Source organism: Myxosarcina sp. GI1 (assembly GCF_000756305.1).
Lineage (GTDB): Bacteria > Cyanobacteriota > Cyanobacteriia > Cyanobacteriales > Xenococcaceae > Myxosarcina.
In genome coordinates, this window is sequence record NZ_JRFE01000062.1 from 1 (window position 1) to 20,596 (window position 20,596).

Here is a 20,596-nt window from a genome sequence, read left to right on the forward strand (position 1 = left end):
ATCAATTCCATGCTCTTGGCAGTGCGAGAGATCGTGTCGGCTACCTTGGATTTTTTTTTCATGATTGTTCAGTTTGTTTGTCGCTATACCGACGAAAGTTTTTGATTTTTTGCTATTTCAATTATTCCCATGATGATTTTTCAATAGTTTCAGGCAGCAATTTACATTGCTGCCTGTTAACCCGTCCCGATTCGTCCCGCTTGTTTTTTGACCGTTGGCTTACCGCAGAGCGAAACTGGTGTTTTAAAAGCAACTATGTTTGTCGTTTGGGAGAGGATAGCCGCGATCGCTTATCGTTACTGACAAGCGATCGCCTTACTACTCCAGCTAAAAAAATCGCAGCTAAAGAAACATCTACTGCGGCAACCTATACCCTCTAAAATGAGCCATAAGCAACTGAAAAACAAATTAACGCTACCTTTACCCTCAATCGCAATCTAAAGCCAATACGGGCAAAATAAAGCCGCTTTAGCGATCGCGGCTGCGGAACATTTTTAAGTAGCAATAATCGCCAATCGCTCTTAGCTACCAAAATTGAATTTAAAATTTTTTTCCTCAGTAGTTATTTATTAATGTTCTTTTTATATATATGAAAGCAGTGAGCATTTTACTCACTACGCTGTGAGCATTTTACTCACAGCGTAAATTAAGCGGTTAAAGCTTGGCATTGTTGCCAAACAGCGGGCGATCGCTTATCGCTACTGACGAGCGATCGCCTAAGTTGAAGTGGCGAGAACTATCTTTCTCTGTCACAGATAATTCTTCTGGTCTATTAACAATATAGGCATCATCTGTAACAGTCTTTATCCTTTGTGTGGAAAGGTCTATATCTGTTTTATCGACGGCAGTTTGTTAAATACTAATTTTCGACGCGATCGCTTCTAGACTTACGGAAACGATTTAGATATTGAAATGAGGTTAGGAATGTAGAGAAGCTGAGAGAACAATCGAATGTATGAATTTAGTCTCTGAAAAGGCTATAACAGTAACGTTTAATATTCAAGTCACCTAGAGATGGTCAAAGTCATAAATTTTTATCTTGACGAATCTGGGTCAAAATGCCCCGATCGAAATCCTAAAGAGCAGCTTCCAGATCATGGACATGATTTTTTTGCTTTTGGTGGTGTTCTTCTCAAAGACGAGGATGAAAATAAGGCTCGTCAACTGTATAAAAATTTCTGCGACAACTGGAATATAGACTATCCCCTTCACTCTACCGATATAAGAAATTATGCCAAAAAGTTTCATTGGCTGGAATTTGACAAAGAAAAGCGGAGTAAATTCCTTACCGAACTATCCGATTTAGTAGTACAAATACCAGCAATTGGTATTGCCTGTACTATCGACCGACCAGGATATAATCATCGCTATAAAAATCGGTATGGTTCTAAGCGGTGGCATCTTTGCAAAACAGCTTTCAATATCGTGGTGGAGAGAGCTGCTAAGTACGCCAAAAAGAAGGATTATAGGCTTCGTATTCTACCCGAAAGATGTTCAAGGAAAGACGACAATACACTTAAAAGCTATTACCAAGAACTCAAAACTTCAGGAATGCCTTTCAATCAAACAAATTCTTTTCAGTATTGCCCCCTTACGCCACAAGATTTTAAAAACATACTTTACGAATTTAAGCCTAAACAGAAATCTTCACCAATAGTTCAAATCGCAGATTTGTATTTATGGCCTATGGCTATGGGGGGATATGACAAAAACAATCGCCCGTACAAGCATTTACTCGAACATGAGAAACTTATTGATTGCCTTTATGACTGTGATGAGGTTAATTATTTAGGAATCAAATATAGTTGCTTTGACCTAGTTGACACTAGGCAAATGAGTTAATTTGTAATAGTTAAATGCTACAGCCCAACTCCTATTTGAGTGGACTCATAACGGCTTCCAAATGGGAAACCTCGTAGGCTACGCCTAATTACATATTGTCATTAGTTGCATAAATAGTCAAGATAGTGCGATCGCACTAAGAGTAAAAAATAATGTCGTGATAGCTTCTAACTCCGACAACTTTTCTTCCGAACACCGATCGCAGCTATTGGTGTAAAGACAGCAAGCGATCGCTCTCAGATTCTTGATATGCCCAATTTAGTAATTTGATTCGCTCGTCATCTGATTGATAGACTCTAGCCAATTCTTGGTATCGTACTTTTACTTGCTCGGCTGTAGAATCAAACGGTAACTGTAAAACTTCCCACCACTGCAATCTAGTAGTAGAAATTGACGACTTAGAACCAAACTCTAGCTGCATTTGGTATTTAATCCAGGTTTCGCGATCGCTAATGGAATATAGATAACTCAAAAATTTCTGCTGGGCAGCAGTAGAGCGATCGCCGCGAAATACGGCTTGGTACAGCCAATCGTTATAGAGTAAGTTACGGGGATAACGTTGCTCCCATAGCTGCCAAAGCTCGTCTGGCGGCAGATTTTTAGTAAACCTCGTCTTTCTTTGGGCGCGGATATAGGTTATCTTTTCTAGGGTTTCAGCATCGAGAAATTCGCCAAACTTCGCCGCGTAATTGTCTTCTGGTTCTGATTCTTTATCCGACGTGAAAACATAGCCGCATTCGGGGCAAATCTGGCAAAAGATGTTTAGTTGGGCGTGGCAGTTGGGACACGATTTTAGCTGTACCTCTCTTTCTTTGACAGTGGCTCTGGGACATAAAGAAACCTTTCTAGCAGCGTCAATCCTACCTAAACGTTTGAAATTTTCGCCAAAATCGAGTAGCAGGCAATCTTTTTTACCAGTAGCGGAAGACAGCCTCAAGCCCCGTCCGCACATTTGAATTAATAAAGCTGGAGACTTGGTAGGACGAGCGATAATTACCGCTTCTACCGTCGGTTCGTCGAACCCTTCGGTAAGCGTACCTACTGAAGTAATAATCTGGGTGATACCAAGTTTAAAACGAGCAAAAATCTGCCGCCTTTCTTCTATCGATGTCTCGGCTTGAATGTGTTCGATCGCTATTCCCTTTTCTTTAAATAACGTGACCAGTAGTAATGATTGCTCTACCGACGCGGCAAAAGCGATCGCTTTTCGACGCGGACAAATTTCAAAAAATAACCTGACTATTTGTTCGTTATAGTGGCGATCGCCGACAGCTAGGGCGACTTGTGAGTTTTTAAAGTCACCATCGCTACCCGTCTCTAGCTTGGAAAAATCGGCGATGCCGTTGTAACCAAAATGCCTAGCTGGTACCAAATACCCCTTTTGAATTAACTCTTTAAGATCGGGAGCTTTAACTACTGCCTCGATCTCGTTGCCAAAATACTCTTTGGGTTTGGTTCTGAATGGGGTAGCCGTCAGATGCAGGAACTTTACTTTAGACAGTGCCACGACGGGGGCGCGAGCGTAATGATAAATTAGCTGTCGGGCAGATTTATAGAAGATAGTGGTATGGCACTCATCAAACACCACCAAGCCTATTCCTTGAGGATATTGGCGACGGGCTAGAGTTTGAATGCTAGCAACAATAATGAGTTCGCCACCACTTGGCTGCGGATACCCTGCTTTGATATAGCCAATCGTTTCACTGTTTACACCGTACTTAATTAAAGTAGAAGCCGTCTGGTCTACCAATGGTTCTCGATGCACGATAAATAGTACCTTACACTTTTTCGCGATCGCATCCTTGACGATCTGACTGGCGGTTAGGGTTTTGCCGCTACCAGTTGGAGAGACAAGCATTACTGACTTTTTACCCCAACGATACCAGCGATAGATTTGTCCGATCGCTCGTTTTTGGTAATCTCTAAGCTCAAGCTTGGGGTATAGTTTTTGTTCTGTAGGCAAAGAGTGAGAGTTAACTATCTTAGGCGGCGTATTTGGGGCGGGAAGAAGTGACAATTGCTCCGTTTGCATGATTTACGTAAATAACTAGAGTAAATAACCCTGATGCGAACCAGAGGTGCGAACAAGCTCGTATCGATCGAGAAATTCCTATTCAGGAGGTGGTGAAAGTGCCTTTTCAAATTCCTGCAATATTGACTCTGGTAAAACTAACGGCGCGATCGCTCCCCAGATTGCCGCTTGGATCTCGATGCTAAACAGGCTTAAATATTCGTGGAAGTCGCGCCAGCCATAGTTATTCAGGTTTTCGATAAATTCTGTTGCGGCAGCAATAGGCTCTAACTGCATCCAATGTCTGATTTTGACATCTAGAAGCAAGTCTTCTGATCTAAAAAAGTGGGTACTACTCCTATTAGATTCATATAGGTGCAGTACCCATTTTTTTAGTGCTTTTAGTCCGCCAAAATCGCTGACTAGGTTTTTAGTGTGATCGATAGATATCTCCGCAACTTTGGCGATTCTCTTGGCTGTAATCTTGTTACTATGCGAGAGCATGACACCAATCGCTTTAAGTAACTTGTATTTGCTAATCTGCTTTGGCGTTCCAGCTTCAGGGCATAATTCGGCGGCATGTCGATTGACAGCATTTATCCCTAGCGATCGTAGATGGTCGAGTTGGAGATTAGTGCCGACGAGGTGAACTAAAAACTGTGTGTTGGGATGTAGGTGCGCTCGCTGCCTGCCTATTAGCTGTGTAACCTCTGCATCGACCAAGCCTTGGTAGAATTCATCAAATCCATCGAGGCTGCCATAGAGCGTTAAATATTCATCCTGTGCTACACCAAGATTTATTTGAGGTTTACCGAAAGTGGCGATCGCGCTCTTGCCTTTAAAAGCGTTACTGCCTCGGTTGTCATTAAACCACCAGCCGTCGAGTTTTAAAGTCCCTGCATGTTTTTTAAGCCCCAAAATAGAAATGTCTGGATGCTGCGTACGCAGCGATTTACTGAATGCCTGAAGACGGGCTAGGCAGGAAACCGACCACTGACTGCTGCTCATCCCTTCCATCTGTACGTTAACTACGGTCAAATTATCGAGTGGTGGTAACTCCTGTTCGATCTCGATTATCGAATTGGGATTTACACCTATGCGTTTTGCTAGTAGCTGTTTGTTAGCAGTAGCATCGAGTAAAATTACCATTTGCATTTCTCGCAGAGTTTCGCCGTGTCGCGTGTCTTTAGTGGTGACGTGAAGCTGACGGCGGCTGTCGATTCTAACTGTTCCTGGTGTTACCCTTGCCCAAACGCAAAGCAATAACGGCAAAAAATTACTCGCCAAATTATCGATATTTTCTTTGGTCATGGCGATCGCTTCTTGCCTGAGATACCAGTTCGCCGATGACATCGAGTCGCGCCAATTTTTACCCCAGCCTTTGACTCGCTCTGGTTCTACTGCTAAATCCGACCAGCAGGGGTTAATTTCTGCAATTACATCAATTATTTCTAGAATTTCAGGCGGTGGAGTATTTAAAATTTCGACTAGTTGCGAATGGTTTAAACCTTCATAGGGTAATTTTTGCCTACCTGAAAGTAAAGGTAATAAGTTGTCTCTTAGTTGTTTTAAGGCGTTAAACAGCAAAGGATACTGCTCTAACTCCGACATTTTTAACGCGAAATCTTTCGCGTTAGCCTTTACGGTTCTAGTACCGCGAATGACCTGACTGGCTTCATCGACGACCGCGATGTCGTTGCTATAGTCGTAATCTCCAACGCTAGGTAAGCTGTCAATGCTAGCGCGAATTTTGGGGTAAGATAAGCCCTGCTTTCGAGCGTGTCTAAAGCCGTAACCTTCTCCAATTTGTGCGGCGCAGATGGCGATTTTCTCGCCATTATCCCCCTCTACTTTCCAACGATTATATTTACAATTCTTACAAATTGGATTGAGGCTGGATTCGTCTCCTTCGTCTTTGATTTCGTCTAGCGAATAACCTTTATTTTGTAGTTCGATGAATTTGTGGGCATTGTGACACAAACTAGGAAGATCTGGATTCGGATCGTCTTTAGCCGCCCATTTAAGATGAGGATTGCCCAAAGGTGTCGATCGCGAAGGGTCTTGGTTTAAACCATCATGCCGCACGGGAAGATCTTTGAAGTTTTGCTCGACTGTAGCCGTAGTAGGGTTGCGATGATTGAGGTCTACATACCAAGCCTTACCTTCGGCGTTGGCATATTGCCCCATTTCATGAGATTTACCGAGTCCCATAAACGAGTCGTCTAACACAAACTGCCATCCTAGCGATCGCAACTTGTTAACTACTTTGATACGCTGCCCCTTGTTAAATTTGATTTTAGGCGGCTCTTTCCCTTTGTAATCTTCGGGAGTAGGAAGGGGGCTTTCAGGATGGTATTTGATGATTTGAGGCAGCTCTACATCGACATTTTGTTGGTTGTGCTTGATGCAGTATTGTCCAAAACCTTTATGAAAGTTTTTAGCTAGCTTGTTGCCGATTCTCTTGGCTTTGGCTGTTAACCAATCAACGAACTCCGATCGCTCTTGTGCTTCTTCGATCTCGTCTCGTTCTTTTTCCCAAGCGACATATTCTTGATATGTTATAGAGTCTGGTTCTTTGGCAACAGGTAAAGGATTATTTTTCTTCCATTCGGCGGTCGCTGCCTGCTTGTATTCAGAGTCATTTTTCCAGCGATACCAGTGAACGAAACTACTTAAGTCGCGACGGGAGGGGGAGGGATTACCGCGACTGGCAGATCGCCAAATGCTTTCCCATTCTCTAGGATTCCAGCCACCACCAGAAGCACAAGCCCTACAGTAATTGATAAACAGATGGTAAGAATCGCCGTCAACAGAATAGCCGTTGCTAACTAGCCAATTGTTACAGCCAATTAAATCGCAAGCGATAGCCAAACCTATATTGTTACGATCGCTGCCAACTCCTTTTAAGGCTTCCTGATTGGCTTTAGAGAGAGCTAATTCTAGAGGAATTTTACCTATATAACTAGTATTTACAGGAGTAGTTACCGTGTTTTTTGGCTTGGGATAAAGTTCGTCTTCTGGTTTGGTAAGAATTGAGAAATCTAATTTACCGTTACGGCGATCGCGTTTGTAGATTCGCCATCGCTCGTCTGATAGGGTTACGGGGAAGGGAATATCTTTAGCGGCAAAATAAGCCCTGAATCCCGCGCTAAAATCATCGTAGGTGTATCTACACTCACTCCAGTATTCAAGCGTCTGTTCTCGTCCTTTTTCTTTGCGATAGAAMMCAGGTAGCCGCATCGGTTGCGCGGGGTTAGAACCAATAACTGGATCGGCAGCCAAAGCGATACATAGCAGCCGCCGTAAATACATGGTTTGCGCGATTGGCAAATGCTCTGTTACTTTCCAGTGCGGATGGTAGGATTTACCGCCGCTATGAACGATGTAGGCTGGTTTTAGTTCCGATATTTGGCTAAATTCTGAAATTTTATGCCACTGTTCTTGAGGCGTTCCGTCGTCGAGTTCGGCAGCTACATCATCTGAAACTGCGATCGCACTTTTAAGCGGATACCCTTGAGGTTGGGTAGGAATAAAAAATACACCGCCATCGTTATTACGGCTCCAGTCGGCTAAATACCCCCAAGCATCTGGGATTAATGCAGTGCAAACTCTGGAATTGCCGTTACCTTTGGTGTGATGGGCTTGAAAATGACCGTCTGGCGTATAGTTGCCGCGGATAATTTTATTATGACCGAGCTTAAACCAAATTTCGTAGCTATTAGCGACGGGGCGGTTTAGTTCTAAAACTTTTTGGAAGGCTTTTATACCAGTCTCTCTGAAGTGTTTCATGATGCCGCTCCTCCCTTGATGCTAGAGGTGCGGCTTTGTATCTGCCTTCGCTTTAGTATGTTTGGAACTGATTCGGGTCGTAACGCTAGTAGATTGCAAATCCCCGTTAGCTGCTTGGTATCAATTAGAGATTTTAAATACCGTTCCTGTAGCTGTCGCGATCGCCAGGGGCGATGGGCTAAGCTTAATCGCCGCTCGAAATACCGTAGCTCTAAGACCGAAACGTCTAAATGTATGTTATTATTGCAATAGGTTTTCATTGAAGTTCCCTAGAGGTAAAGGTTTGGGGAACTTCTTTGTATTGGAGCTAAAGATTATTTTTCTACGAGCCTTAATAATGCCGCTCGATGAAAAAACTGGTATGCTTAAAGTGAAATTTGATCTCTCATTTGATTTTTTGAGAGTGGTAGAGAAGCTTGATAACCTTCTCGCGGAGGCAGTACCAGCTAGTCCTTAGCTTTTATTTGCAAAGAAGTTCCTTGTGTATGAAGGAGTTTTGTAAATAGGCTAGGCTTAACAGAAATTTAAGCCCCATCCGCTTGAGAAAATTCAAATGATTTTCTTCTTTGCTTACTCTGAATATGCGATTTGTCTGCATTCTTTTCATTGTGTCTGGCGATCGCTGCTTTTGCTCTCCTGATTTCGTGAGGCTCCGATTTGACGTGCGGTTCGGTCGGGAGTTCACCGCAATCTGCCAGAGTGTTTTCTTCCACTCTACGATCGAGTAGAAATAGATTGGTTACATTAAATATCGGCATAGAGCTGGGTTTTGCTAGCTACAGATATACATTAACCTGAATTTTAGCTCCTTCCCTAAAAGACAATTCACATTAAGTTTTGTTAAGCAGATATGGAGAAAAATCGATTTTTCGTCCTTTAGAGCTGACTACATGACCTCCGTTGTACACAAACGTAGTGAAGTGTTTGCGGTTTTTGTTGAAAAATCCGTTGAGAGAGCGGTGCGCTCGGCAAAAATCGCTAAAAGCTTTTGCTAGGTGAGTCCCAGGAAAATTACTAGGATTAACATTTGGGTTAAACCTATCTTCCCAAATACAATACATACACCAGTCCCAGATATCGCTTTTCGCCAATTTTTCGCGCATTATAGACTCTGTCTTTTTGTCTAGACTTCCTCGGTAGAACTTGTAATTAGTTTTTAATTCTTCATACATTTCTTTGATGCTCTTTTTGCCCGTTTCCACGTATTTGCTTGAGGCAAGTTTTAGCGGTCTATTTGCAGCTTCTTCGAGGCATTTATAGAAGACGGTACGAGGTGTATCGAAAATGTTGATTCTGTTCTGAGGATCGGGCTTGATTAATCCCCATCCTACTTTGATTACCTGAAATGATTGCCAGTAATATTTTGCTGAAATCTCAAGATAATTTATTAGTGCCGCTTCGGCTTCGGAATAGTTATCAGGAGCGGGAAATGGTTTAATAGGATTTAAGCCATGCTCCAGTTTTTCTAAATAATCGAGATATCTTGCTATTGGTTTCCAGATGTTTTTTTGATATTCCCAAAAATTTTTCTGTTCTTCTGTCGAATTACTAGGTAGGCGTAAACTAGGAATCTTAATAACAACTGGCAGCAATTCCTCGTATTCAATATTTATCATTTTTAAAATATTAGGAATCAGTTGAAATAGGGCGCGATATGCGACTGCTTACCATCACAAAGATAGAAGATTTCTGTTGCTAAACGAAATCCAAGCAATCGCATATACAATTCAAAATTGGCGATCGCGATCGCACTTATAATAATTGACAGCTACTTGACGTTGAAAGAAATGGTGTTAAAGGTAAGGTGCTATTTCGTCTAGGACAGTCCTGGACGGCAGGAAAAATGACTATCGATCTAGTTCCATTATTCTAACTGCCTTATGAGAAGATAGGCGATCGCTCTACATTCACAGCTTTCAGACAATATTAGGATCGCTGATTCTTTTTAAAAATGCTTCGTGTTCTTTTTTATCTTGTTCCGTGTATTTTTGGCTTTTGTCAGCTGTAGAGCGCTTGTCGTAGTCTATAGATGATTCTTTATTTTTGCGCTTTTTCATATCTTGTCTATTTTTGTAGCAGTAGCGTAACTGTTTTTCAACTACTAGCAATTATTATCTTTGGCAGAATAAGCGATCGCGATCGCTATTTTGTTATTACCAGCTAAATAAAATGAAAACAAAAAACCATGAAAATAAAAGTTTTAGGTGGTAGTTTGCAAGAAGGAAACTGGGATTATATTAAATTGGATAAAAGCCTTCACCGCGTATCTCTTACTGCTAATCAATCTTTACAGTTAAAAAATAACATCAAATCGGTAACTATACTCGACAAAGAAAACATTAAATCTTTTATTGGCACTGCTGGATGGGGATTTTTAGGTTCGATCTCAACAGGTTTTTTATTAGGAGGTGTTGGGGCACTCGCTGGTTTAGGTGCGGGTATTTCTTCTGGCGGGAATAAGTCGAAACTTACTATAGCTGTCGAATTAGTTGATGATAGTAAATTTGTGGCGGTAATACCTACAAAGTTATATGGGGAGCTTGAAAGCTTAACTTATAGTTCAACAAAATCGTCTTTGGTACAAAAACGAGATCTATTTGGTTTGATCTCCGAAGAGCAGGGCAAACAAGCTAGCGACGCACTTTCATTGCAGATAAATCGTGCTTCTGAGACAGGGCTAGAGTGGTTTAAAAAGCGAAACTCGCTTGAGAAATTTATTATCATTGCTGGAACGCTCGTAGCGTTATTATTTCTGTTCGGATGTAGTGAATTAGAGAACAACACAAACTACAAAAGTCCATTACTTCAGTCCAATCGCCTACAGATTTAAGCAGAACTCGAAGTCGGCGGTAAGCGAAGGTTGGTGTCACAGGACGCAATATGGTTAAGATTAGGTTAAGCTTGTCATCTTTTCACCTAAATTTGAGTCTGAATGATAACTAATTTAAATCATTGCTTTACTTGATTCGGTTCTTTATAAGACTGACCGCAGTAACCACAGAAGCGGAACTTTAAAGAAGGAATTAGTTCGTTACAGCGAAGGCAGCGGTCGCGAAGCAATGTTCCGCACATAAAACAATATTTCGAGCGACTGTCTAGCCAAATTGAGTCTGCTTCCGTGCCTGGAATCCAGCATTGAGGACAAATCTTGAGATACTGCACTTCCGTTACAAAAACACCCCGACAGACTGCATCGAGTGTATCTTCCGAAACCTTCAAAACTTTAGATAATCCAGTTTTAGTTTTAGAACTCAGTTTGGTCGTCTTCCCTGATTCGATTTTCCCCAAACTCTGCGGGTGAATTCCTATCTTTTGAGCCATTTGTTCCTGACTCATTTTTAGACCAATTCTTCTCCGCCTTAGATACTGAGCCAGCGTTTCTCCGCTGTGAGGTAAATGTTCGCTATTAATAGTCATGGTCAAAGACTGTGCAAATATGTAGGTAAAAGTAGGTACTCTGACTAACTTATAGTAAACTGAGTTCAATTCTAAAGCAGACAAGATCGTGAGTATTACTTTAGCAAGTTTAGCTACACAATTTTTAGAACGAAACGACTTAAGCAAGAGTACGGTGCGCTCCTACGAATCGACTTTGCTTCCCTTGCTACAAAGACACGGACAATGTGCGATCTCTACTTTAACTCGACAGCAGCTAGAGCAATACCTCAACAGCCTGAGTCACTTATCATACACAACTCACAATCGCCATCAGGCGATCGTAGTTGCTCTACTCAATTTTGCCATCGAACAAGGCTACCTCAGTGCTAATCCTCTAACCAAGCTTAAACGACGCAAGCCAGACAGAGACAAAGGCGAACATGGCAGCGATGAAGTTATCCGCTATCTGACTCCGCAGCAGCTAGAGCTACTTTACAGTCGAGTAAAGAAGTATTCCCGTCTACATACTCTAATCCTGCTGTTACACGGAACGGGAGCGCGAATTGGCGAAGCTCTAGCGTTAGATTTCGAGCAATTAGACCTCGACAAGTGTAAATTTCAAGTTGTGGGTAAGGGTAACAAAAAGCGATGGTGCTTTTACGGTGAAGATTTAGCTTTGGTTTTGGAGAAATACAACCGATACTACAGACACCCAAATCACCCCGCACTGTTTACAGCTAAACAACCAAAGACCAAAATAGTCACGCGACTGAGCTACCAAACTGCCTATCGAGACTGGCATGACCTAACTGCCGAACAACCACAGTTAAAAGGGTTTCGGCTCCACGATCTGCGCCATACCTTTGCGACCGAAAGAGTAGGTCTGATGGGCATCGAAGAACTTAAAGCTCTGATGGGACATGAAAAAATTGAAACCACTTTACGCTATCAAAAAGTTACCTCAAGTCGTGCTGAAGAAGTAGCTAAACAAGCATTATCAGCCTTGCGCGAAAAGGCTATAACTTAAGTTACATCTGACTTTAGCAAAGTATAGCAAGCTCTGTTAGTTTTGCCGCATCGGTTTGACATGGTGCAGAGTATCGGCTCTACTCTTTATCTACAAACTTAGTGTTTTCACAGCGAGATCGCTTCGAGAACAATTATCGCCATATTACTTTGAGTAATATTTCGTTTCAGAGAAAATAAATAGTTAACGGGCTAAAGTACATCTCAGCAAATACGGGCAGAAAACATAAAAGTATGCTTCGGAGATTGATTCGATGTCTATTAACCTTATGTTTGAGCTATTCTGGATTGGGAATACAACTCAAACAGTCAAAGATCCCGATTCTATTTCTTATTTACTCAATTTAAATGTCTCGCTCTACTGAAGCTCAAGAAACAAGGAAAGCCCATTGTGAACCATTGCGTAGCGTTCATACCAACAACTTTCCCGAAATTCTACAAAAACTAGGAATCTCGTTAATAATTTCAACTTATCAAGCTGGAAAATTAGTCGTGCTACGTGCCGATGGCGAACATTTAAATACCCACTTTCGGGTCTTTCAGAAGCCGATGGGTATTGCCGCCGACCGTCATAAAATCGCCCTTGGTTGTAGCAGTAAAATTTGGGAGCTAAGAAATGCTCCTACTATTGCACGTAAAATAGAGCCAGCAGGAAAACACGACGCTTGTTATTTACCCCGACAATCTCATATTACGGGAGATATCGATATTCATGAGATGGAGTGGGGAGGAGAAAACAATTCGGACTTATGGTTTGTCAATACTCGCTTTTCTTGTTTGTGTACCTTGGATCGAGAATATAGCTTCGTTCCTCGATGGCGACCAAAATTTGTCACAGCCTTGACTCCCGAAGATCGCTGTCATCTTAACGGTTTGGCAATGGTGAACCATCAGCCAAAATACGTCACGGCTTTGGGAGAAACTGACAGCAGGGCTGGATGGCGGAAAAACAAAGCTAAAGGCGGAGTTTTAATAGACGTGCCTAGTCACGAAGTTATTTGCCGAGGTTTGTCTATGCCTCATTCACCTCGCTGGTATGACGATCGCCTTTGGGTATTAGAGTCGGGACAGGGTAGCATTGCAGTTTGCGACCGCAATACGGGTACGTGGGAAACATTTGCCACTCTACCAGGGTTTACGCGAGGCTTAGATTTTTACGGTTCTCTAGCATTTATTGGGCTTTCTCAAGTAAGAGAAACTGCTGTATTTAGTGGAATTCCTCTAACGGAAAGACTGAATGAGAGAATCTGTGGAATTTGGATAGTTGACTTAAAAACAGCCAAAACTATTGCCTTTTTGAAATTTGAGGATGCGGTACAGGAAATATTTGCCGTTCGAGTCTTACCTGACATTCGGTTTCCAGAAATCATCGATTGGGACGAAAAATTAGTTGCGGCTTCATACGTCCTGCCTAATGAGGCTCTAGCAGATGTTCCCAAAGAACAATCGAAATCATCAGTAGTCATCTACAGAACAAAATAATTCTTCTAAACTAGACACAGGGTAGGTTCACTAAATTTGTCGTTATTTTCAGCTTACTACCCGTCTTTTTTCTTATTCCAATCGCGTTAATTTAGAAAATCATTGCCTAAAATATATCCAATTCGGCAATGTCTTTAATAATAGCTATACTTGCCCCATCACGCATTTACCAACGCTCAAAACGAAAATGTTTAATGAATATCTAGGAAAATTTATACACCTTAACAGTACTGTTTGCATAAGATCGCATAACGCAGATTTAATTGAACAAACGATCACAAATTCTTTGATAAATGAAGGCTTTGTAAAGATATCTCAACCGCCTTTTCCTTCCCACCCTGGACATATTGCTTGGATTTCAACCTATTTAAGTTATAGAATGAATCCATATATTTGGGTATTTGGCTTATATCCAAGTCCGATCGATCGAGAGTGGACAATTATCAAAGCTTCTGTACCAGATACTTTTTATGCTAGTAGAAAAGGCAATAGTTACCCTAGACTTTCAGATTGGGCTATGGAAATTGGCAGTGATGCTTTTTTATATCACGTAAGAGAAGAAAAGTATCGCATCTTATTAGAAGCAGCAGAATATGGAGAAATTGCAGTCTCTGGTTTTATTGATAATTTTGTCGATAATAAAATAATGTTTTACAACGAGTTAGTAATTCAAGATTTCCAAGATAAGCTTTTTTTGCTACTTAACGTGCCTGAAGAATTTCAAATGTTAGAAAAAGAAATACCCGTAAATGAAAAACAAAAACTGAATATGACATACATAGAAAAAGTAGATCGAAATTTATTTCGTCTCTTGTGCGATTGCGAAGATTTTTGGTTTAGCCATAATTTACTTTACGATAGCTACGCTAAATCAAAAGAATTTAACAACTTTGGGGTTAAGCTACTGTTCTTTCAAGTAGGAGCTTTTGAGCTAGACACAGACTCAGGAGAAATTTGGAAGGCATTTGATTTTTCAGATTGGAGACAATCTGCAGATTATGAAAGAGTAAATTTACCCCTTACGTAAGTTTAAATTTTGTTTGCATATCCATTTATCTCCAAGATATTTTTCTTCAGAGGTTTTTATTTAGTAGCTGTTGTAAGGTGCTTTTATAGAATGAAATTTTACATCTAAAGATGGTAATATTTCGGGAGTAAGTACTTCTCCTGCTGCTCTTGCAGCTTCATAATTGTCAAAAGAGACGAAGTAATTTTCTTGGCATCTTTTAGCTATTAAGGCTTCTTTGTTAACTTGAATTGCTAACCTATCCAATCTGTCCAGATCTGAGGGCGTGTCTTTTCTGGCAGGTAATGGTGTTTGTTTAGCAACGGGGAAATTTTGGTCGGTAAGGAAATTCAAAGTGCTGAAAGCCATATATATAAAGAATTTTAATTTTAGGAATCCAACTTTACTGCGCTCGCTAAACATACAAAATGAGCATTTTGAGTTAGTGTCCCACTTTTACCCTTTACTGGGACAGTTTTTTCTAAAACCATTGTCAAATGGTTCTTACAGACAATAAAGAAATTAATATCCAGTAATCGTAAGTGGGACAGTTGCTATGAAAAAATCCCCTACCGACCAAAATTTCTCTCTTGCTATACCAACACCATATAGTCTTATCTTCTGAGTAAGATATTTTTCACTGTATAGCAAAAAAAAAGTGAAAAACGTGTCTAAAAACTTTTGGGTATTATTAGCAATTACAGAGGTTTTAAAGAAAAATTGATGGTATATGTTCTAAAAAAATAGTGCGAACCAATATTTTTCACTCTATACGGTCTATAAAGTGAAAAAACAAATGTATTCTAGGATACATTAAATTATGAAGATGCTCTTGGAGCGACTGCCGAGAGCAATTTTTCAGTTAAACGATAAARGTTTCTTCTGCCCTAAAACAAATCATCTAACATTCCCGTAACTTCGCCCTGCAAATTCTGGCGATTGTCATCGTAAATCATCAAGGTATTGAGGTTAGAGTGTCGGCTTAATTTCTGAACCTTTCTAACATCGCCATTGGTTAGGTTGAGAGCTTCAGTAATAGACGAGTGCCTAATTCTGTGCGGCGACATCACTTTATCTATTCCCGCAAGCTTGGCGTACTTCTGCACCAGCTTATAGATTGAATGGGTGTGTAACCGATTACCCCAATAGCCTTTATGTATCGCACAGAATAAAGGATCTGAAGGTTTATAAACTTTTCTAGCAGCTAACCACAGAGAGATCGCCTTTACCGTTGCTTTGCCCAGACTAATAGTTTCGGGCTGTCCGATTTTCCCTTTGCCAGTAATAATTAATTCCCCTGCCTTCGGCATAAAGTCAGATACGTCGCAGTTAGCAATCTCAGACCTTCTTAGGGCATTACCCCAAAGTAGAAGTAAGACTGCGCGATCGCGCAGTCCTTTAATAGTGTTGATGTCTACTGCATCTATCATTAACTTAAACTGGTCCTTGGGGATGCCTTTGGTATCGCGATATTGGGTCAATTTCTCGGCTTTGATATTGGTGAGAGTGTAGTGACATTTGCCAGCCGCCGCCGCATAGTTGACTAATGATTTAATCGCGGCTAACTTTTGGTTAATGGTCGCGGGTGCTAGCTTCTGGGTGACTAACGCCCCGTGATATTGTGATACTAACTCAAACGCTTGCTGGCTATCGAGTAGCAAGAATTGAGCGAGTAGATCTGGTGTTAACTGATACCCCAAACTATGAAAAAATCCTGTAACATTAGCTCGATACATTCGTTTTGTATGTGGCGATCGCGTTCGGTTCAGCCAATCATCGAGCAAAGTCTCGTAACCAGAATCGGGTGCCAACCTATTCTTAGGGAGGAGTGGTACGAGGTTACTAGGGGATTGAACGAGATTTAAGGCTTTCATAGGCTGGTGGTATCGAAAAGAGTCATTATCAATACTTCTCGTTTGTTATGCATGAACTGTTAATTAACGAAGGCAGATAAACGTATGGCTGCAATATAGAAGGCTTCCAGCCAGTAGCCTGCTGGATAAAACCGCCCTTGTCATCGCGCGAGCGAAACCACAACTTATCTCTTACGGGTAACTCTAGCCAGTTAATAGGTTTATTTGTCTCGCAATCGATAGGATACGAGTAATAATCTAAAAAATTAGTCCCCTTCTGTAATTCGTGTTGAAACGGCATAGCTTCAAAGCCAGATGTCCGATCTCCCCTTACTTCAACAAACCAATATATAGGAATCAAATTATTTGGATATTTTTCGCGAACTAGTTCGAGCCACTTTTTCAGCAGCTTTTTGGCAGTGATGTTAAAAGGGGTATAGTCATCGCTGACTATATCTCTATCTACCTCCCAATGAACTTTTAGTGTTCCAATACTTTCAATGCCTGTCTTCAAAAAAGTAAACTTGTAGTTTTTCATGTTTTTCTGTTTTGGTTGTCAGAAAGATTCATCGTGTAACTCCGAAATATATTCCGTCAAACTAATTCGATTCGCAGTTGGCGACCTACCACCGAAGCGGCTCTAGTAATAGTTTCAATGCTTACTCCCGTCTTTTTGGGGTCGAGAAGCCGATCTAACTGCGCTCTGCTTGTCTGCATCAGCTTTGCCATCTCGGTTTTGCTCAGGTGTTGCCGTTCCATTTCTTCAGTTAGCTGACGGGCTATTACCCGCTTTATGGCTATTGCCGTACATTCTTCATCAAGCCCTTCTTCTTGTAAGAAATCATCAATCCTTGAGCCAGTGTGAGGATTATTGGACATATTTTTGGTGTTCCTTCTGTCGCTTGACAGCCAACTCAATTTCTTTTGGCTCCCTAGTTAGAGTATCTTATATGGTACATTAACGGCGTTACAACCGCTCCGACTTTTTCTTGTTGCGAATTTAATAATTGCGATCGCGCCAATGCTGCCTTCTTTGGACAATAGTTCGCGAACGATTGGGATTAAATCACAGCAATTGTTACTTGGTGCGGTTATTTTGGCAGGGTATGTATGAGTTTTAGGTTATTAGTTTTTGGTAGCCAGTATAAAAATATTGACTACTAAATGTATATATAGCTAATGGCTTGAGATCGCTCGCTAATAACTTTGTGACCTTATGTCCAAGCAACCGATAACTCCCGAAGTCATAATATCTGTAGATTGGGGTGTATGAGTATAGAAAATTGTCCTAGGTGCGAGACAAAATTACCCCCACCATTTAAATCTAGCGGTCGTCAAGTTTGTTCAGCCTGTGGCTGGAGCGATCGAACTAAAAAAACTTCTGCTTCTACTCCAAAATCTAAAAAAGTACCCAAAACTAACGATGTAGTTGCCAACCTCTCTGCAAAGTTATCTTCAAAACTATCATCGCTATCAAAAAAGCAAGCGATCGCAATAGGAGGATTGTTTGTAATTGTCTCGATCCTTTTTGGCGGTCGAATCGCCTGGTCTAATACCAAAATATATTGCACTAATGAAGACGATCGAATTGCCTACGAAGTATTAGAAAAATATCAGCGAAAGTGGCAGGACGTTTTAGAACTATCTTACAGTACGTCAAGAATGAATCTGCCACCCATGATTAAGGAATTACAGGCAATAAAACGCGATCTAGAAGCCGAAAACTGGAGCGATTGTGCTAGACCCGCTTTGGATCATTTATCTTTTTCTATGGATCTAACTATAAAAGGTTTTATTACCTTCCTCGACCCCGATAATCCAGAATCAATGTCAACTTGGCGACTTGAGAGTGCTGCAACTAATATGGGCTTTTTTGAAGAAGAATATGAAACTCTTCAAAACAAACAAAAGCGTAGTTTTTGGCAAGACTATGTAAGTGAAAGCAAAAGCGAAAGTGAGTAATTTATTAGTTACAAATAAAAGTATTCTTATTAAAGCTGAAACTTTCAGAACTAATTGTTGCGATCGCTTTGGTTTTGGTTAGTTCTAATTTATGGTTGGAGTATCGAGATAAATTTGTCAATCATAAACCTTGGAAGGTGAATGAGGTAACTGCTGGCGATCGCGATAACAAAAAAATCAATCTTCTTCGTCAATTAATTTTTCCAGCTTGGTTAACAGTGCCTCTAGCTGCCGCTGCTTCTTAGTATCGTTCCAAAGAGTTTGGGCTTGTTTGACCTTTTTATAAGTAGCATCAAAGCGAGTTTTTAATTCTGACTGTTGCTTACTTGGTTGAGATTTTTTGATTCGATCACGAATTTTTGTTAGCGATAAAGAGTTATCGATCGCCTCCTGCAAAAGCTGCGCTCTAGTTTTTTCATCTTCAATGCGAGCGATCGCCTTAGCTTTGGTGTATTCAATTTTTCCTTCGCGTAAAGCTTCTAGTATATCTGCGGGCAGATTGAGTAAAGGGAGACGATTGCTAATAAAGGAATCTAGTTTCATCAAGCCTAACGAATCGAACACAACCTGAATGGCTTCGACTTTTTCTGAGCCAATAACGTTATTGGCTATCCTGCCTTTTTGTAATTTTTGAAATTGATGGAGTAAAGGAGAAACTTCGGTAAGCGAGATGTTGAGGCGTTTTGACAATAGTTGTAAAATACTTTCGGTTTCCTCGATCGGATTTAAATCTTCCCGCTGTAGGTTCTCTACGATAGCAATTTCTAAAGCCTCTTCGTCGCTTAATTTTTTGATAATTACTGGAACTTCGTTTACTCTTGCTATTTGAGCCGCACGATAGCGTCTTCCTCCTGCTACCAATTCATATTGATTGGCTTTAGGCAGGTTACGTACCAATAAGGGTTCTATAATTCCGTGTTTTTCAATTGTTCGCGCCAACTCCTTTAATTTTATTTCATCAAAATACTGTCGGGGTTGATAGTCGGGTAGTTTAATCGTAGTTAGAGAAACCATCTGCGATCGCTCCTCTTTTTGGTTGGCAAAAAACTTTTTCAACCCTTCATCGTCGCGCTTTTGACCTACGGAAGACTCTCTTTTTGTATTTTTATTCGGCTCTGTCATCACTTAATTTCTCCCAAGCTTCTTCAAAAAGTTGAGTAAATTCCGTTGCTGCTTGTTTGGCAGCAGCACTGCTCATTTGCCACACAACTTGACCTTGGCTGGGGGCATCTGTAATAGCTTGTCGGTCATAAATAACTGCATCGAGTAAGGTGATTTCACTATCAGCTAAAGCTGCTCTAGCTTCACGCAGTAAAACCGTTCCTCTTTTGGCTTGATTGAGAAACAAAGCTGCGTGCGGCAGTCCTCCTCGCAAATCCCTAGCCTGTCGAATCAATCTAATTACGCGATTGCTACTGTGCATATCTAACCCTGCTGGTTTGCAAGGAACTAAAGTTAGATCGGCACGAGTAAGAATAACGCGAGTAGTTTCGCTAAGGCTCGCGGGACCGTCAACCACTACAAAATCATATTGTTCTTTTAGCTGGGGAAGTCGGTCAAATAGCTCATCAGGATCGTTAATAATTTCACAAGGCAAATGTAAGTATTCAAGCCAAGTAGTGCCGCTTTGTTGAGCGTCAGCATCGACGACTAAAACCCTATTCTGTTGCGATAGCCAGTAAGCAAGATGAACGCTGGTAGTAGTTTTACCCGTTCCGCCTTTTTGATTGGCAATGGCGATAATTTTGCTCATCTGGATAATTATGTTTTCTCTAAAAGTAATTTAGACCGAACTTAAGTTTTCGTCCAATTAGTAAAAATTATTTATGTTTATCAGCGATCGCTAAATCAAGCGATCGCTGCTATTGCTTGCTTAGGTGAAAACCGCGCTTTGATAGTGATAGTGAAGCGAGCAGGGTTGCCCCTGCTTTAGTAATTAATTCTGACTGTGCTGTATTGCACCACAGGGAGGATGTTCTGCTTTGACTAATCCCCCAAATAGCGAGCATTCGTAAAAAACTTGAGAGATCTTGGTGGGTATAGCGTAAGGACAACTACCACAGTTGGTTGTAGCGGCGATTTCGCGAAGCGAAGCGGCAGAGCCGATCGCTTTGAGTTCGGGTGTTTTGGTGTTCATTGTTATAATTTCGGTGAGTGTAAAAGAGACTCGTTGGGCGGCTTCTGCTTTGGTCGGTAGGTAGCCGCCCTAACCATGTCTATATGTATAGTATAGGACTATATATAGTC

The 20,596-nt window shown here is 41.1% G+C and carries 21 protein-coding genes; 7 read left to right on the forward strand and 14 right to left on the reverse strand.

All coding sequences use genetic code 11. The features are described from left to right. A partial coding sequence (locus KV40_RS30980) for a hypothetical protein (protein ID WP_216595775.1) occupies positions 1 to 380 on the forward strand: 380 nt, incomplete at its 5' end. Positions 381 to 1,014: 634 nt separating this feature from the next. Beyond that, entirely contained in the window at positions 1,015 to 1,842 is an 828-nt protein-coding gene (locus KV40_RS30985) for a DUF3800 domain-containing protein (protein ID WP_036489524.1), read from the forward strand. A gap of 205 nt (positions 1,843 to 2,047) precedes the next feature. Here KV40_RS30985 and KV40_RS30990 read toward each other — a convergent pair whose 3' ends face one another. From KV40_RS30990 to KV40_RS31015, 6 genes are all read right to left on the reverse strand, one after another. Next, positions 2,048 to 3,874, reverse strand: coding sequence for a DEAD/DEAH box helicase (locus tag KV40_RS30990; RefSeq protein WP_081942982.1), 1,827 nt, complete (start codon positions 3,872 to 3,874; stop codon positions 2,048 to 2,050). A 78-nt stretch (positions 3,875 to 3,952) separates the two neighbouring features. Beyond that, on the reverse strand, positions 3,953 to 7,642 hold the full coding sequence (locus KV40_RS30995) for a hypothetical protein (protein WP_036489528.1): 3,690 nt from the start codon (positions 7,640 to 7,642) through the stop codon (positions 3,953 to 3,955). Continuing rightward, on the reverse strand, positions 7,639 to 7,902 hold the full coding sequence (locus KV40_RS35485; RefSeq protein ID WP_156114270.1) for a hypothetical protein: 264 nt from the start codon (positions 7,900 to 7,902) through the stop codon (positions 7,639 to 7,641). Before KV40_RS35485 ends, KV40_RS30995 begins: the two co-directional genes overlap by 4 nt. A 264-nt stretch (positions 7,903 to 8,166) precedes the next feature. Beyond that, positions 8,167 to 8,400, reverse strand: a complete 234-nt coding sequence (locus KV40_RS31005) for a hypothetical protein (RefSeq protein WP_036489532.1) — start codon at positions 8,398 to 8,400, stop codon at positions 8,167 to 8,169. A gap of 72 nt (positions 8,401 to 8,472) precedes the next feature. Beyond that, positions 8,473 to 9,258, reverse strand: coding sequence for a hypothetical protein (locus KV40_RS31010; RefSeq protein WP_036489534.1), 786 nt, complete (start codon positions 9,256 to 9,258; stop codon positions 8,473 to 8,475). A gap of 300 nt (positions 9,259 to 9,558) precedes the next feature. Continuing rightward, positions 9,559 to 9,699, reverse strand: coding sequence for a hypothetical protein (locus KV40_RS31015; RefSeq protein ID WP_156114271.1), 141 nt, complete (start codon positions 9,697 to 9,699; stop codon positions 9,559 to 9,561). Between the two features lie 128 nt (positions 9,700 to 9,827). On the opposite strand from KV40_RS31015, the gene KV40_RS31020 reads away from it, so the two are divergent. Continuing rightward, on the forward strand, positions 9,828 to 10,472 hold the full coding sequence (locus tag KV40_RS31020) for a hypothetical protein (RefSeq protein ID WP_036489540.1): 645 nt from the start codon (positions 9,828 to 9,830) through the stop codon (positions 10,470 to 10,472). Between the two features lie 119 nt (positions 10,473 to 10,591). Here the strand turns inward: KV40_RS31020 and KV40_RS31025 are convergent, their stop codons facing one another. After that, positions 10,592 to 11,143: a helix-turn-helix domain-containing protein gene (locus KV40_RS31025; protein ID WP_216595776.1), complete on the reverse strand. Its 552-nt coding sequence runs from the start codon at positions 11,141 to 11,143 to the stop codon at positions 10,592 to 10,594. Between the two features lie 4 nt (positions 11,144 to 11,147). On the opposite strand from KV40_RS31025, the gene KV40_RS31030 reads away from it, so the two are divergent. From KV40_RS31030 to KV40_RS31040, 3 genes are all read left to right on the forward strand, one after another. After that, positions 11,148 to 12,047 (forward strand): tyrosine-type recombinase/integrase, encoded by a 900-nt coding sequence (locus tag KV40_RS31030; protein ID WP_036489543.1) that lies wholly within the window; start codon positions 11,148 to 11,150, stop codon positions 12,045 to 12,047. A 347-nt stretch (positions 12,048 to 12,394) separates the two neighbouring features. Further along, positions 12,395 to 13,528, forward strand: coding sequence for a TIGR03032 family protein (locus KV40_RS31035; protein ID WP_052056134.1), 1,134 nt, complete (start codon positions 12,395 to 12,397; stop codon positions 13,526 to 13,528). Between the two features lie 187 nt (positions 13,529 to 13,715). After that, on the forward strand, positions 13,716 to 14,555 hold the full coding sequence (locus tag KV40_RS31040; protein ID WP_156114272.1) for a hypothetical protein: 840 nt from the start codon (positions 13,716 to 13,718) through the stop codon (positions 14,553 to 14,555). 60 nt (positions 14,556 to 14,615) lie between these two features. Here KV40_RS31040 and KV40_RS31045 read toward each other — a convergent pair whose 3' ends face one another. The 4 genes from KV40_RS31045 to KV40_RS31060 all read right to left on the reverse strand — a co-directional run bounded on the left by KV40_RS31045 (position 14,616) and on the right by KV40_RS31060 (position 17,266). After that, complete coding sequence (locus tag KV40_RS31045; protein WP_156114273.1) at positions 14,616 to 14,903, reverse strand: hypothetical protein; 288 nt, start codon at positions 14,901 to 14,903, stop codon at positions 14,616 to 14,618. A gap of 518 nt (positions 14,904 to 15,421) precedes the next feature. Then, positions 15,422 to 16,408 carry a tyrosine-type recombinase/integrase gene (locus tag KV40_RS31050; protein ID WP_052056135.1) on the reverse strand — a complete coding sequence of 329 codons (987 nt, stop codon included), beginning with the start codon at positions 16,406 to 16,408 and terminating at the stop codon, positions 15,422 to 15,424. Between the two features lie 28 nt (positions 16,409 to 16,436). Then, positions 16,437 to 16,925 carry a hypothetical protein gene (locus tag KV40_RS31055; protein ID WP_036489550.1) on the reverse strand — a complete coding sequence of 163 codons (489 nt, stop codon included), beginning with the start codon at positions 16,923 to 16,925 and terminating at the stop codon, positions 16,437 to 16,439. Positions 16,926 to 16,981: 56 nt separating this feature from the next. Next, positions 16,982 to 17,266 (reverse strand): XRE family transcriptional regulator, encoded by a 285-nt coding sequence (locus KV40_RS31060; RefSeq protein WP_036489552.1) that lies wholly within the window; start codon positions 17,264 to 17,266, stop codon positions 16,982 to 16,984. A 390-nt stretch (positions 17,267 to 17,656) separates the two neighbouring features. On the opposite strand from KV40_RS31060, the gene KV40_RS31065 reads away from it, so the two are divergent. Further along, positions 17,657 to 18,349 carry a hypothetical protein gene (locus tag KV40_RS31065; RefSeq protein WP_036489553.1) on the forward strand — a complete coding sequence of 231 codons (693 nt, stop codon included), beginning with the start codon at positions 17,657 to 17,659 and terminating at the stop codon, positions 18,347 to 18,349. Between the two features lie 177 nt (positions 18,350 to 18,526). On the opposite strand, the gene KV40_RS31070 is transcribed toward KV40_RS31065, so the two are convergent. From KV40_RS31070 to KV40_RS31080, 3 genes are all read right to left on the reverse strand, one after another. Next, positions 18,527 to 19,471 carry a ParB/RepB/Spo0J family partition protein gene (locus KV40_RS31070; protein WP_036489555.1) on the reverse strand — a complete coding sequence of 315 codons (945 nt, stop codon included), beginning with the start codon at positions 19,469 to 19,471 and terminating at the stop codon, positions 18,527 to 18,529. Then, the gene (locus tag KV40_RS31075; protein ID WP_036489556.1) at positions 19,455 to 20,102 is read right to left on the reverse strand and encodes a ParA family protein; all 648 of its coding nucleotides are present in this window, start codon (positions 20,100 to 20,102) and stop codon (positions 19,455 to 19,457) included. Before KV40_RS31075 ends, KV40_RS31070 begins: the two co-directional genes overlap by 17 nt. Before the next feature lie 183 nt (positions 20,103 to 20,285). Next, positions 20,286 to 20,486 (reverse strand): hypothetical protein, encoded by a 201-nt coding sequence (locus KV40_RS31080; RefSeq protein WP_036489557.1) that lies wholly within the window; start codon positions 20,484 to 20,486, stop codon positions 20,286 to 20,288. Positions 20,487 to 20,596 lie beyond the last annotated feature (110 nt).

Excerpts from the sequence above, each read along its gene's own strand:
- KV40_RS30985 (WP_036489524.1), top strand. The coding sequence starts at position 1,015 with ATGGTCAAAGTCATAAATTTTTATCTTGACGAATCTGGGTCAAAATGC.
- KV40_RS30990 (WP_081942982.1), bottom strand. The coding sequence starts at position 3,874 with ATGCAAACGGAGCAATTGTCACTTCTTCCCGCCCCAAATACGCCGCCT.
- KV40_RS35485 (WP_156114270.1), bottom strand. The coding sequence starts at position 7,902 with ATGAAAACCTATTGCAATAATAACATACATTTAGACGTTTCGGTCTTA.
- KV40_RS31005 (WP_036489532.1), bottom strand. The coding sequence starts at position 8,400 with ATGCCGATATTTAATGTAACCAATCTATTTCTACTCGATCGTAGAGTG.
- KV40_RS31010 (WP_036489534.1), bottom strand. The coding sequence starts at position 9,258 with ATGATAAATATTGAATACGAGGAATTGCTGCCAGTTGTTATTAAGATT.
- KV40_RS31015 (WP_156114271.1), bottom strand. The coding sequence starts at position 9,699 with ATGAAAAAGCGCAAAAATAAAGAATCATCTATAGACTACGACAAGCGC.
- KV40_RS31020 (WP_036489540.1), top strand. The coding sequence starts at position 9,828 with ATGAAAATAAAAGTTTTAGGTGGTAGTTTGCAAGAAGGAAACTGGGAT.
- KV40_RS31035 (WP_052056134.1), top strand. The coding sequence starts at position 12,395 with ATGTCTCGCTCTACTGAAGCTCAAGAAACAAGGAAAGCCCATTGTGAA.
- KV40_RS31040 (WP_156114272.1), top strand. The coding sequence starts at position 13,716 with ATGTTTAATGAATATCTAGGAAAATTTATACACCTTAACAGTACTGTT.
- KV40_RS31045 (WP_156114273.1), bottom strand. The coding sequence starts at position 14,903 with ATGGCTTTCAGCACTTTGAATTTCCTTACCGACCAAAATTTCCCCGTT.
- KV40_RS31050 (WP_052056135.1), bottom strand. The coding sequence starts at position 16,408 with ATGAAAGCCTTAAATCTCGTTCAATCCCCTAGTAACCTCGTACCACTC.
- KV40_RS31055 (WP_036489550.1), bottom strand. The coding sequence starts at position 16,925 with ATGAAAAACTACAAGTTTACTTTTTTGAAGACAGGCATTGAAAGTATT.
- KV40_RS31060 (WP_036489552.1), bottom strand. The coding sequence starts at position 17,266 with ATGTCCAATAATCCTCACACTGGCTCAAGGATTGATGATTTCTTACAA.
- KV40_RS31065 (WP_036489553.1), top strand. The coding sequence starts at position 17,657 with ATGAGTATAGAAAATTGTCCTAGGTGCGAGACAAAATTACCCCCACCA.
- KV40_RS31070 (WP_036489555.1), bottom strand. The coding sequence starts at position 19,471 with ATGACAGAGCCGAATAAAAATACAAAAAGAGAGTCTTCCGTAGGTCAA.
- KV40_RS31075 (WP_036489556.1), bottom strand. The coding sequence starts at position 20,102 with ATGAGCAAAATTATCGCCATTGCCAATCAAAAAGGCGGAACGGGTAAA.
- KV40_RS31080 (WP_036489557.1), bottom strand. The coding sequence starts at position 20,486 with ATGAACACCAAAACACCCGAACTCAAAGCGATCGGCTCTGCCGCTTCG.